The organism is Algoriphagus sp. (genome assembly GCF_039969895.1).
In the GTDB taxonomy this organism is placed as follows: domain Bacteria; phylum Bacteroidota; class Bacteroidia; order Cytophagales; family Cyclobacteriaceae; genus Algoriphagus.
Window position 1 is genome coordinate 22,848 of record NZ_JBDVMZ010000015.1, and the last position, 13,350, is coordinate 36,197.

9 protein-coding genes are annotated in these 13,350 nt (G+C 39.0%); 4 read left to right on the top strand and 5 right to left on the bottom strand.

Features of this window, described 5'->3' with window-relative positions; genetic code table 11:
* Positions 1-415 precede the first annotated feature (415 nt).
* The 4 genes from ABJH64_RS13750 (at position 416) to ABJH64_RS13765 (ending at position 2,876) form a co-directional block, all read left to right on the top strand.
* Positions 416-961 (top strand): helix-turn-helix transcriptional regulator, encoded by a 546-nt coding sequence (locus tag ABJH64_RS13750; protein WP_348274386.1) that lies wholly within the window; start codon positions 416-418, stop codon positions 959-961.
* Positions 962-1,269: 308 nt separating this feature from the next.
* The gene (locus ABJH64_RS13755) at positions 1,270-2,010 is read left to right on the top strand and encodes a TIGR04255 family protein (protein ID WP_348274387.1); all 741 of its coding nucleotides are present in this window, start codon (positions 1,270-1,272) and stop codon (positions 2,008-2,010) included.
* Positions 1,991-2,482, top strand: coding sequence for a hypothetical protein (locus ABJH64_RS13760; protein WP_348274388.1), 492 nt, complete (start codon positions 1,991-1,993; stop codon positions 2,480-2,482). Before ABJH64_RS13755 ends, ABJH64_RS13760 begins: the two co-directional genes overlap by 20 nt.
* A gap of 13 nt (positions 2,483-2,495) precedes the next feature.
* Positions 2,496-2,876: a hypothetical protein gene (locus ABJH64_RS13765; RefSeq protein WP_348274389.1), complete on the top strand. Its 381-nt coding sequence runs from the start codon at positions 2,496-2,498 to the stop codon at positions 2,874-2,876.
* Between the two features lie 164 nt (positions 2,877-3,040).
* On the opposite strand, the gene ABJH64_RS13770 is transcribed toward ABJH64_RS13765, so the two are convergent.
* From ABJH64_RS13770 to ABJH64_RS13790, 5 genes are all read right to left on the bottom strand, one after another.
* Positions 3,041-6,799 carry an SEC-C domain-containing protein gene (locus ABJH64_RS13770; RefSeq protein WP_348274390.1) on the bottom strand — a complete coding sequence of 1,253 codons (3,759 nt, stop codon included), beginning with the start codon at positions 6,797-6,799 and terminating at the stop codon, positions 3,041-3,043.
* 109 nt (positions 6,800-6,908) lie between these two features.
* Complete coding sequence (locus tag ABJH64_RS13775; RefSeq protein ID WP_348274391.1) at positions 6,909-7,037, bottom strand: hypothetical protein; 129 nt, start codon at positions 7,035-7,037, stop codon at positions 6,909-6,911.
* Positions 7,038-7,105: 68 nt separating this feature from the next.
* On the bottom strand, positions 7,106-7,678 hold the full coding sequence (locus tag ABJH64_RS13780) for a hypothetical protein (protein ID WP_348274392.1): 573 nt from the start codon (positions 7,676-7,678) through the stop codon (positions 7,106-7,108).
* 911 nt (positions 7,679-8,589) lie between these two features.
* On the bottom strand, positions 8,590-9,321 hold the full coding sequence (locus tag ABJH64_RS13785) for a hypothetical protein (RefSeq protein ID WP_348274393.1): 732 nt from the start codon (positions 9,319-9,321) through the stop codon (positions 8,590-8,592).
* A 689-nt stretch (positions 9,322-10,010) separates the two neighbouring features.
* Positions 10,011-13,082 carry a type I restriction endonuclease subunit R gene (locus ABJH64_RS13790; protein WP_348274394.1) on the bottom strand — a complete coding sequence of 1,024 codons (3,072 nt, stop codon included), beginning with the start codon at positions 13,080-13,082 and terminating at the stop codon, positions 10,011-10,013.
* Positions 13,083-13,350: the final 268 nt, after the last annotated feature.

Genomic DNA, 13,350 nt, shown 5'->3' on the forward strand with positions numbered 1-13,350 from the left:
TAAAAAAGAGTAGACAGATCTTTCTTCCAGAATATGACTCCCGGTAAGCTTGGTAATCCAGAAAAAATCAAGGTCTGTTCCATGATACTTGGGTTATAACGATAGTCCAAGTTGAGACCAAGCCAAAAAGATAGAGGCAGGCTCTCGAACTGCAAGTTGTAAGGTACGTAGGGAACCTTGCTGACAAATGTCAACTAAAACGCATGCAGAGAGAACCCACCTCTATACTGTAAATATAGAGAGTGGGCTTCTACTCTTTGTCCTGCGTTTTAAGAAATTTCCTACGTTTCTACAACTGGACTCCGACTAGACGCCAGAATTAATAAATTCTATTCTCCGCTAATATAAACATTTGTATTCAAAAAAGAAATTAAAACATAAATAATGAGGACAAAAATTTCTGTGAATTTGCCTGATGGCAGCAAAAGAGAAATTAAAAGCAGATTTAAAGATATTATCAGAAAATTTAAAATCACTCAGAAAACAGGCCCTTATTAAAATCAAGGGAATAGAAGCTTACTTAGGAATTGATGGAGGTCATTACCGTAAATATGAATACCCAGATAATGAGATAACTCCTAATGTTAATACACTTTCTCGAATCTCTAAATTTTACGGAGTAACCTTAGACGATCTTATTAAACGGAAAAATCTTATTTTAGGATCTGACCTAACCGAATTAGAATCATTTAAAAAGATCTACAGCGCATTTCCAGAATATTTCATGGACTCTTTATCAGTACCTGACTTCATCAGACTAAAGGTATTTCCTCTTTCGGAAATGAAGAGCGGTCTAAAGGTTTCAGAAATTATAGATTTATTCCCTGATGAAGCAATTAATAGTAAATCCCTTTCGAGGGAGCTATCTAGAATGGTGAATAGAGGAAAACTAGGGAGGGAAGATTCGAGCGGAAAAAGATCAGTCTTCATTTATAAGTTAAAAGAGGCAAAGGAACTATAAATCATTATTGCGTGGATAAGAGCAATGATTAGATTGATTGGATATTCCGGAGCATGTTTGTCCAGAATATCCAGATTGTTCCAATAATTTTATAGAAGCGTTAAAATTGCCTTGGAGGAATCATGGATAAAGATAATAAATCCAGAAAGTCGAAATAGTCCTGAGCAGAGGTATGTGATTACTGAGAAGGGGAAAAAGGTGTTATAATCAGGGAAAGATTGATCAGTAAATTGCGAGGCAAAGGTTTTGGATGCTTAAAAATTCCTAAAAAAGATTATAATTTCCTCTAATAAATTAAATTTGGACAAATGAGCAGCACAAAGTTAAAAAAAGCACCATTAAAAGAGGTCATTTTTGAACTACGGTGGGAAGCTGCCGTTGATACTACTGGCATTCAAATAGATAAAGGATTTGATTTGGCTCAGGGAAAATTCGCATCTAGACAGGAACAAGAGTTTCCGGTTTATAAAAAATTACTTCCTGACAATATCCCATTTAAGATTTATGGTTCTCCTATCAATCAATTCTGGAAAGGTGAACTAGAATGGCCGGTTGTACAACACGGCCAAGGCGTATTAGCGATCAATGATGTAGAAGCAAGCTATGAATGGGAGGAGAAGTTTTTTCCGCTTATCAAGGATACTTTTACTAAGTTAATGGAGAGCTATAATACTCCTTTGAAATTTAATAGAATTAAACTTCAGTATATTGATGCATGGGATTTAGTTGATGGGAATGCAATTGATTTCATGAAAACGAATCTTCAAACTGAAATTTTGACTAGATACGAAGTCCCAGGCACTCAACGTAACTTTAATATTCAACAAGGCTATGAACTTGATGATAGTTCTGTGCTGACTCTTTCGATTTCAAATGGTTTGAACAACCAAAACAACCAGAAATCAGTAATATGGAATACCGTAGTTGAAAAATTAGGGAAAATTGGAAAGGATGAAATTATTCCCTGGCTTGAACACGCCCATTCCCACACTTCCGCTATGTTTAAGAAAATGCTAAACCCTGATTTTTATGCACACCTTGATCGCTAATTATTCCACACCGTCAGAATTCCAAAGAGATCAATATTTAACAGCAACAGTACCCACAGCTTTTACTATTGATCGATTCAGAAGTTCTAGTCTTTCTGTGTTTGCAGATGGTCCACATACTCAGGAATTAAGATTGAATAATAGGATATTTAAATTACTTGAAGAGTTTTCAGAACTTGAGGATAACTGGGATGAAGATGAAGCCAACGCGCCTTCTAAAATCGCCCTAAGCAATGCCCACTTTGTTGTTCAATTGCTTACAAGTATAGGTCAGCCTATTTTCAACACTGCCCCTGGCCCTACTGGCGAAATTATGCTTGATATTAGAGATATAGCAAATAGCAAATCAGTGGAGCTGATATTTTACCCAAGTCGATCAGTTGCTGTTTATTTTCCGGAAAACGGCAGGCCTTTTCAGAGGGATTTTCAAGCAGACAACTTACCCGAAGTCTTAAGATGGCTAAATCAATAATATGTAGTTATCTATGAATAAAGGAGATAAAATACCAATTGAAGAGTTCTTATATCGAAGAGGGTTTTCTACTCCTGAAAAAAAGTATTGCAACCCTGATGGATCAGCTACTTCTAGGGTATTTAAGTTACGTGAAAAAGACGAAGGAATGTTGTCTGTGGATTTGAAGTCTAGGACAACTGCAGAAAGAGCGATTTCAGACCCAGGTAAGTTTATGCTTTTTGAACTTAAAAACGAATCAGTCGAAGAAGTGGCATTAGAGACGGTGTATGATCCACTGGATGATGGGAGCAATAATGCCCACGCATTAATAATTGGAATGCAAATGGATGACGATATAGCCCCTGGGCATCTTGCCAGGAACAGCAAAAGAGTAATCATCAAATCTATTTGACACAATTCATCTAAGGAGGAAAAGTGCAAAGCAACTGATTTGACTTTTATATTATTATGTATTAGAAAAGGAAATGTCATCCAAAAACTGGATTTTTAGGGTCTCATGCAACTGACTCGTCCTCCTAAGCACGCGAGGAAAGTTTATTCCTTAGGTGCATTTTTTTAACAATCTCGAAGTATATCAGTTCCATTCCTCCTTAATTCGCGATAGCTTATTATGGGCATGGGTATTTCTTCTTCCCTCAAGTATCTTGTTGGAATAAGATCGGATGTTAGAATCAGTGACTTTACTTTCGGAGTTTTCTCTGCACCTACAAATAATTTTACTTGATCAAGATTCGATTGCAACCAATTGTCCCTATCCACATGTTTGGCCACTTTCTTCTTTTGCCCTGCCCGTCCTAAGTAGGCATCCATCTCATTTTTCATCTGATGGATATTTCTTGCTGCCTCAGTTCTCTTACACTCAATGTTGTAAGCTTGGTTGATAGTGGGATCATACGCAACAATATCACAATCTCCGTAATCTTTGTCAGCATTGAAGTGTCCCTTAGGCTTCATGGTCACTTCATAGTCCCAAACCACTAGCTGGGTATTATCTTTTAGCCACTTAGTCACTGCATTTCTAAAATGCTTTCCGTTTTTCTGCTTAAAACTGCCTAGTAAACTATTGATTTTCTTCCCACCATGAGTTAAGCTACCCGAATGAAGCAGTTGATTAAAGTATTGACTGGCTGCTATACATTGTCTCATCCCCCAATAATACTTTCGGCCGTTCTCTGTATGAACAACCACAAAAGGTCTTCGAGCATAACTAAAATCTCTATTGTACTTCCAAGGAAAATAGTCCGGGTTTAGATAACCGGTCCGATCGCTGATTATGTCAGGCTTATATTCAAAACGTAACTTTTCTAAACCTTCATCAATTTGATCTTCTGCGCCAATCATTTTTCGTTTAAGATCAGCTAAAAGGTCTATCTCTAACATAGACATAACTGAATCTTCATTACGTTCTGCAATTGCTGCCGCTTGCATACATATACCTAAAAGATTATTGTAATTAACTCCCCAATCTTCAAGAAAAGCTTCATTCATTTTTTCTAACAGTGCCTCGGTATCGGCATCTTGCTCCTTAGATACATAGGGCTCAAATTGGCTCGAAAAAGCCTCTAGCTGTGCTTCAATGTTTGCGATAATACTGTCTTTATGAAAGGGTTGGAGTTTTTGATCATAGAACTCCTTTGATATTCCGATTCGGCCTGAGGGAAGTAGACCCATTTCAGGATCGTCCATCCCAAAGTGCAGGGTATCGCTAAGCATGCCATAATTCAAGATTTCGTTCATAATGGTTAGCAGTTCATCTAATTGGTCGAAGCTAGGTTTGCGATCTCCTTTAGGAGGAACTAAAGCTGCAAACTCTAACAAACAACGTGTAGCAAGAGATGTATTTACAAGCTTCTTTTGATTTTTGAGAATTTTCTCCAACTCTTTTTCATTATTTCCGAAAGTGTGAATTTCAGCAGCCGTCTTGATTTTACTAAACTCTCTATTGTGCACCAGTCGCTCATTAACTTCAATTAATCTACATATTAAGGATTCTCCATTAAATTCTTTTAGCTTTTCAATGAGGTACTGCACTAAGCGTAATACAACATAGTTACAAAACTCTTTTTTGTCATTAACACTTTGAAATTTCTCAGGAATTCGTTCTGGGCAATTAACTATATCAACCAGATTATCAAGTAGCAGATTGATTTCCGCATCACTTATATAAAGTGTTGGAAGCAGCCAACGATTGTCTAATTGTAAGTCTGTTCTCGTGTCAAGTAACAGGATCATCTTGGCTTGACCGAGCGGCATATGTTGATCGATACTTTCTGAGATGTATTGATCGCTCAAAGCGATGTCAGGTATAACCGTTAAGGCTTTAAGAATTTCGGTCATAAATGCTCTTTCACCTTCATTGTCACCTCCAATAAAAAGTTTTCGGATATGTTTTGGTAAACCTATGGTTAATATACCCTCGATGTAGGAACATTGTAAATATAGGTTTAGGACTTCTTTGGAATCTACTTGTTCTAATGACAAAGGATTGAAATAGGATTGATCAAATTCAAGCACGATGTTTAGTACTGAGACAATGTTTCCTTTGAGTTGCTGATTTAGTGCAGGGTAAAGTCTATCTAACCAAAAACAAATGGCATCTGCTAAGTGCTCAATATATCCGGCCTCTGTTTTGCTTTTTGCCTGATAGTTCTGTACCCAAATAGGGAACCCATAAGACTCAAGCAACATTTCGTACGGAATTCTCTGTTTCAAAGGTTTATATATGGGAGCATAATCACGATAACGCCTTACGGATTGATAGACCAATGAACCATTTATAAGACTGAGTGCCCCATGAACGTCTAAGTGGATTTTGGATTGCCGTGTAAAGTCTGCGCCATCACCTGAAACCACACTTAAAAAGTCAAATCGAGCATCATCGGATAAATAGAAACTTTCCCCATTTCTTTTATAGGTGGCATAAGCGTCTATAGGCGAAGTGGCCATTATTTGTGCTGTTTGGGTGGTCGATTCATAAACCTTGGCGAATTTCCACAAGTCTAATCTACTCCATTCACTGTTGTTGCCAAGGTTGAGAAAGTCGAAAATATTGAACCAAGTTTTTTGCTCGTTCTCTTGAGGTTTGTCAACACCCATTACCATGAACCCACCCATTGAATTTGTAAGAATGAGGGTAAGAAATTGAAAGCCCTTCAACTCTTTACGCTTTTTGAGTTCGTCAATTACTGTTTTTGTTCTACTATTTAAATTATCACCAGCTAATAAATCAGCATTTTCCTCAGAGTACATCTCGCTGGTGCTTTTGAGTTCTGATGGGAAGGAGTAACAGACATAGGCCATCATATGGACATCAAATTGGAAAACACCTTCAATTATAGGTTGATTTGTTGACTTCTCTGGTAGTGGAATGTCGGTTAGAGCCCATCCCATTTTATCACAAGCACCCCAAATGTCTGTCCAAATGCTCTTATGGCAAAGCTCATGGATTTCAGCACAGACATTGTGTTTTTTCGCAGTTGTAAGAATAAACTCGTTTAGTGCTGATACCTGGCAGGACGGAAGTACAAAATAATATTCGTTTTCAAAAGCCACAAAGGGCTTGTAAAGTAGTGGAGACTGATAAGGGTCGTCAAGATTAGGCTCACTTTGTTCGGTAACAAATTGGTCAATCGTTGATAGGTTAATATTACTCTCTTTGCAAATTGCCTCAATTGTATCTTTGCTAAAACTAAGACGTGGGAGGTTTTCAGGTAATTCTAAAGCCTGTTCAAGGTTTTCAACAAATGAGTTCCTTTCCAATTGAGCTTGCCTGAATAAGATTTCTCCGGTAATTAATAGAAACGAGACCCCTTGATAAATTTCATCTTTAAATTCTTCTGAGAGGTTATTTTGGGTTGTGTAAATGATTTCGGTTAGATACTTAAAAATGTCTATGGAATAAGAGTTTATTCCGGGCATAACGGTATAGTTACCACCATGAAACAGTATGTTTTCAGTGAATAGTTCTTCGGGAGGATCTTCCATGTAATGACTTGGGAATTTGCGGGCTACAATTGAACGAAGCTTTTGGAAATCCCCGGAATTCCCCGTAGATAAGCTCTTCACCGCTTCCGCAGCTATTAATTCAATGCGAACGTTTTTGCCATGATTTTCCGGGATTAGTTGTAATGCGGTAACTAAATTTAAAACATGACCTGTTTCGTATTTGCTGAGGTATTTTGAAAATTCAGACTTTTCCACTTTTAAAGAAGGTGTTGGTTGTTTATATCCATTTTCGTAAAGGTCAATACAGCACTTTTTAAATTTCTTACCACTCCCGCAGGGACAAAGATCGTTTCTACCAACTTTATTCATGGAGCTTCAAATTTTAAATCGTGGGAATCTTCATGGCACATAACATCTAGCTTGAAAAATATGCGCTCTGCTCAGTCTAATATTACGTAAAACCTATTGCTATTCGTTTTTAACCTGCTTGATCTACTTGGAGAAGTTCTTCTTGAGCCACCCCTTCAACAGCTAGCTTCTCAAAGTCTTCATCATTAAAGTTTACCAGTTCTAATGCTTCCGTACAGCTCAAGGTGCGAAATGCCATATCTGACAGTTGTTTCCTGCGCTTGTGATATCGGTTTATTTTGAATCAATTTTTAATACCTTATTCGATCATAAGACTTTTAAATGAATTTCCGGAAAGCTTTCTTTATGCCAATCCAGAAACCTCTTAAAATCCCTGTTATGTGCTGTGGTAAATGCATTCAGCAGCATTTGCTTTGAATATTTCATTTCAGAAAATTGGTTTGAAGGAGCATTGTCAATTATTGAATTAAATTTTTGCTCCAATGATTGAGTATAATGAATTCCTCTATGCTTTTTCAAGGAAAAATATATTTTGTGGGTTTTCTTTTCTAAGTCCCAGTTATTTGGAATATCACCTAAAAGCAAAAAAACTAATTGAAATAATCTGAGCACAACGAATTGACCTAATTCATCAAAACTTCCAGATTCTCTAACTTCTTTTTCAAGTATTTCTATTCTATCAAGCAATGATTTATAATGTAAAGCGTCAATATCCTGAATATTAATCTCAATTGCAGATTTTAACGAATTGGAAAGTTTTAAAATATGTGTTTTATAGGCTGAAAATCCAGTCCATCCAACTGATCCATGGTAGTTTATTTTACCGTACAAATCGCTTAGAAAATTTTCAAATTGCAAACTTAGGTTTATTTTCTCCACAGTATTATTTATTTTAGATATGTCCCGATTCTGCTAAAAGACGGCTTGAATCAAATTGAAACACAAACTGATCAGTTTTATGGCTTCAATTCATTTCTATGTTATTACATTGCCTCGGAAAGCATGCCTTCAAACATGGTGTTATTTACATCTTTTAACCATTTGGATGCAGAGTTTAACCCCCAATCGGCGTAGTCAAATCGCTCGTGGCACTGGGTGAAGTTTATAACTTCACCCTAATATTCTTACCAATATGCATTGGCTGTTCTACCTCACCCCTCTCCCGATATCGCATTACCGGGAGCGATCGACTCTGCTATCATTTACTATATGATTCAGAATTAAGTTGGTTTCCGGATTTAAGCCCGGATGGGTGTTCTACCTCACCCCAGCCCTCTCCTGAAGAGAGAGGGCGCTTGGCTCTGCTCCAGATGGAAATTAAGGATAAGAAGTAGGTTGGTTGTTTTCAAAAACTAAAAGGCCTGTGCAAGAAAAGGAATAAAATGATAGCAAAACATACCCTGTATAGGGTATTTTTCAGTTGAAAGACAGAAAAAGGAGGAGGTTTTACGATTTTAAGTAGTGGAATGAAAAATAAAATCAAAAATAGTTTATCGCATATACTGCTCGATCATTCTCTTTCAGGACCGAAATACCAGATCCGATGGAAGCTAAAGACCGTGAGAAGGTGATGTTCGCCTATAGGGTTGCTACCCATCAAGTAAATTATCAAACGGACTTGTCCTAGGTCTCCTCTGTCACAGATTATTGAAAAATAACGTGAGGCCGCTAAACGCTGTCGCGGCCTTCCGGAGAGAAATCTCACTGACGAATGTAAGCGAAGTTATGGAAAAAGTAAGTTCTATTTACCGCGAACCATCGATGGCGATTAGCGGCGGTTAGCAGTAGCCTTATTTTGTTTGCATCAAATATTCTAAGACTTGCTGCGAATTTTTTATTACGAATCCAGCTTGGCTATCAGTTACGCTTTCACCATGGATCGCGTAATTGCAAATTGATAAAATTTCCCTTAGTATACCATAAAAGTTACGATCAAGAATTTCAAATTTTGTTAAATCCTCGATAATTCTCATTAATGGTTGATGTTTTATCCTTCCATTAAATTCTCCGTTGTCAAATCTGTTTTCCCAAATTCTGCGTAATTGCGTTTCAATATTGTATCGGACTTTGAACATTTGAAGATTATTCACTGGAACATCCATCTTTGTTTCATAGGGCTGATAAGAATCTATGCCATGCTGCTTCAATCTTTCTTTTAGAATTCTATCTATTTCAAATTCTAACTCTGGCAATTTATTATCTGGCGGTGGTGGACCAAAACCTTGAAAAGTTGTATTCACTATCTGTCTTTGACTAACGCGAATTTCATTTTTGATATCTCCGAATTTAAGATTGATGTCGTTTTTTAAATCTTCTATTTCTTGTTTTAATTTAATTCCAAACAATTCAATCTCCGCAAAAATCGGAGCGAGCATTAGGGCTATAAATATTATAAATAGAAATATGTCAAATGACTTTGCTGTTCCATTAATAATATCTTCAAAACGAAAGCCGATTAAGATTACTAAGATTAAGAGTAACAGAATCCACCAGGTAATTTTAAATGTGTTTGATATTTTCACTCGATTTTATTAAGGTTACTGTTAACTTAATTACTTATGCACCCTTGGTACACATATCCTTCCATTTTCGGGTGGATATGTACACTTTTGGTTTCATTTATTTTTAAAGGATATTAAATAGATTTTATACTTTTTGAAGAATTTTCTGACTCACATGGGTATAGAATTATATAGTTTTACTTGAACTGAGCCCCTTCAGATCGTTCGGGTGGATTGGATATTATACCTCATCCTATCCTTCTTCCCGATAATCTTCTGCTCCCGAATCACTTTGTTCTCGGGATTGAAATATCGGGACAGGTTTTTTAGGAGAAGGCGCTTGGCTCTGCTCCATATGGGTGTCAAGGGTAAGAAGTAGGTTGGTCGTTCCCGAATCGCTTTACTCTCGGGATCTTCGATTTCAATAACTAAAAGGCTTGTGCAAGAAAAGGAATAAAATGATAGCAAAACATACCCTATACAGGGTATTTTTAGGGGAAATGACAAGAAATCTGAAGAAATTGCAGTGTTTTTGGGTTGGTCAACGGAATTATCTTCGTCTCACTATGCCGTTTTGCGGACAAAAATAGAAAGGGAGTAAAATGATCCTGTTCCAGATCTGTGATGCGGGTGATTGGTTTGGCTTCTTTCAACTACCATCCATCATAAGACAAATCCTTAGCTGAATCTAACATACCTAGCCAATCAACCTAAGTCTTTGACATCCCAGGATTATCAATCATTCGTTTCATGGTGTCAAAAAACGCCTGATAAAATGATTCGTCTTTGGCCGTGAGCTTGTATAGCTCCAACTCTTGCCTCCGTTGCTTGTTTAATACTTCCTTGAGCATATGATGAAGTGCCAGTTCTCTGGTATGGCTGTCCGGATTATTGAAATATTTCTCTTCTATATCCGGATGCTCGATCAGCTTTCTGGACACCTGAATAAACTTCACCCGTTGGTCTTCCTGGGTGGCCTCCCAGCCGTGAAACCATCTTTCATTGAAGGTTCGGATAATCTCATCCAATTGATCCTTTTCTTCCTCGCCCCCATGAGCTCCTCTTGGATTTGGGTTTTGCGGATCCAGTTCTGTTGAGGAGTCGTCTAAGTCGATTGTGTGATTTAATCTGGTGCGCTCCAATCCATACGTGGACAAGTCCACTGATTCCAACAATTCATCTATCAATTCATCTTCTTTGGTCTTGACATTCAATTTTGGAACGAGGAACTTTAAAAACCAGAAGAGCTTTTCCCAATCCAACACCTCATACTCCATGATCGAAGCCATCTGACCATAGATCTTTACAAACTGCTTGGCCTTGATTTTGAAGTCCGCTTTTTCTTCATCTTCCAGTTGCAGCTCCTGATTAAAGCGGTCAGCAGCAACATCTATCAATGGACTGAGCTGCTGTGCATCCACTCCTGCAAAGTATTTTTCCACAAAAGACTCCACCTCTGACCATTCATACACCGCAGCTACATCCAAGTTGCCCTTCAATTCGTGCAGCACATTGATGTCTGTTGCGCCACTCAGTGAGGTAGAAGTATAGAAAGGATCAAAGGAAGTTTTGATCTCATCCACCTGATTAAAAAAGTCCAGGATAAATAGGTCTTCTGTTTTCTTACCCAGTTTATCCGCAGCACGGTTTAACCTGCTCAATGCCTGCACTGCCAACACACCCTGCAGTTTCTTATCCACATACATGGTGCATAGCTTGGGCTGGTCAAAACCTGTCAGGTATTTATTGGCCACGACCAATAGGCGGTATTCGTCTGAATCGAAATGATCCCGGGTATCTTTTTCTGCAAATCCATTCAATTCTCCTTCTGTGTATTCCACCCCGTCAACCATTTTCTTCCCGGAGAATGCGACTGCTATTTTGAACGGGTTTCCTTTGTCTGCCAAAATGCGGTTGATGGCCATAAAATACCGAATGGCCGATTCAATATTTTGGGTAACCACCATTCCTTTGGCTTTCCCTTTTAGCTTTTTGGCATTATACACTTTGCTGATGAAGTGCTCCATCATAATCTCTGCCTTGGTGGCAATGGTCCGCTTATCCCGCTCTACATAGGCCCGCAGCTTTTTCTGGGCCTTGGTGGTTTCGAATTTGGGATTGTCTTCGATGGATTTTTTTATTTCATAGTAGCTTTTATAGGTGGTATAGTTGGCCAATACATCCAAAATGAAGCCCTCCTCAATGGCCTGCTTCATGGAGTACAGATGGAAGGGTTCAAACGTACCGTCCTCCTGCTTGCTACCAAAGCGTTCGAGGGTGGCATTTTTGGGTGTTGCCGTAAAGGCTAGGTATGATGCATTACCCTTCATTTTACGGGCTTGCATGGCTTTCAGGATTTTGTCCTGTGCGTCTTCTTCTTCACTGTCCTGAATGGAATCTTGGGTTACACCCACGCCCATGGCCTGGTTCATCGTGCCTGCAGCCGTTCCGCTTTGCGAACTATGTGCCTCATCTATAATCACCGCAAAACGCTTGTCACTCAGATCTGCAATACCATCTACAATGAAGGGGAATTTCTGAATGGTGGTGATGATGATCTTTTTGCCTTGCTCCAGACTATCCTTTAAATCTTTCGAAGAAAAAGCAGGGGCAACGATGTTTTTGACTTCTGAAAATTCCTTGATATTCTCCCGAAGCTGTTTGTCCAATAACCTTCTATCGGTTACTACGATGATGGAATCAAACAAAGGGGTTTGGGTGCCTTTGGAACCGGGCAAATCATCTCTTTCTGGATAGGTTTCTATGAGCTGATACGCCGCCCAGGTAATGGAATTGGACTTGCCAGAACCTGTAGAATGCTGGATCAAATAGGTTTGATTGGTGCCATTTTGGGCTGCATGCCTGAGTATCCTTCGCACCACATCCATCTGATGATAGCGCGGGAAAAACAGGGTTCGCTTGCTCAAGGCATCTGTGGCTTTTCCATCAAATCGGACAAAATGCTGGATGATATTGGTCAGGCTTTTCCTGGTAAACACTTCTTCCCAGAGATAGCTGGATTTATGTCCAAATGGATTGGGAGGATTTCCTTTTCCATCGTTATGGCCTTTGTTAAATGGTAAGAAAAAGGAATTTCCACCGCTGAGTTTGGTGCACATATACACTTCATCCGTATCCACTGCAAAATGCACGATACAGCGACCAAACTGTAGCAAAGGCTGCCGAATGTCTCTATCGTACTTGTATTGTTTGATGCCGTGAACTTTGGCAGTTTGTCCTGTCCAAGCGTTTTTGAGTTCCAGCGTAGCGATGGCTATCCCATTGACAAACACCACCATGTCGATTTCCTCACGGGGGTTATCCAGGTTATAATGGATTTGGCGGCTTACACTGAATTCATTTTTTAAAAAATTGTCCTTTACCGCTTGGCTGCTGCTCGCCATGGGTAGCTGATACAAGAGAGTAAAGTGGGCATCCTCCACTTCCAGCCCTTTTCGCAGCAATCGCAGAATACCGTATTTCTTCACCATACGGTCGTAGCGTTCCAGAATTTTCAGTTTCCAGTCGGCTGAGCGTTGGAGTTTTTCGAGTTCATCGTTTTGGGTTACCTCTAAAAAGTGCCAAAAGCGGGTTTCGTCTAAGGCGTATTTGGCATTAAACTCTTTGGTATCACCGATGTAAAAATCTTGCGCAGAACCGTACAGCGCTCTAGCTTCCTGCACCGTATTGCCCATCGCCCGGATTTCCTCCAGGGAGGTTCCAGTTAAGGCCTTTTCTATGGCGGATTCTAGGGCGGCTTCGTTGGTTTTACTTGGGGTCATGGGCTATTTTTTGTTTTTCTTCCAGCCCAGCCTTTGTCAACCGGTAACGTTGTTTTTTGCTTTGTGGCTTGTCTGGGATTGTCATTTCTATCCAATTATTCTCAGTCGCAGGATCAAGATAATTTACAGTAAAAAACACACCTTCTTAGAAGGTGGCTTTGAATTGCCCCTGTAAGGGGCTTTTGGCACCGAACTAGAAGTCAAAGCCTTGTTGCTGTTCTTCTACCTTTCGTTCTTCTTTCTCTTGATACTTAACATATCGCTTGAT

What these genes read in the sequence shown, in the direction of transcription:
- ABJH64_RS13750 (WP_348274386.1), top strand. Translation starts at nt 416, where the DNA reads ATGGCAGCAAAAGAGAAATTAAAAGCAGATTTAAAGATATTATCAGAA.
- ABJH64_RS13755 (WP_348274387.1), top strand. Translation starts at nt 1,270, where the DNA reads ATGAGCAGCACAAAGTTAAAAAAAGCACCATTAAAAGAGGTCATTTTT.
- ABJH64_RS13760 (WP_348274388.1), top strand. Translation starts at nt 1,991, where the DNA reads ATGCACACCTTGATCGCTAATTATTCCACACCGTCAGAATTCCAAAGA.
- ABJH64_RS13765 (WP_348274389.1), top strand. Translation starts at nt 2,496, where the DNA reads ATGAATAAAGGAGATAAAATACCAATTGAAGAGTTCTTATATCGAAGA.
- ABJH64_RS13770 (WP_348274390.1), bottom strand. Translation starts at nt 6,799, where the DNA reads ATGAATAAAGTTGGTAGAAACGATCTTTGTCCCTGCGGGAGTGGTAAG.
- ABJH64_RS13775 (WP_348274391.1), bottom strand. Translation starts at nt 7,037, where the DNA reads ATGGCATTTCGCACCTTGAGCTGTACGGAAGCATTAGAACTGGTAAAC.
- ABJH64_RS13790 (WP_348274394.1), bottom strand. Translation starts at nt 13,082, where the DNA reads ATGACCCCAAGTAAAACCAACGAAGCCGCCCTAGAATCCGCCATAGAA.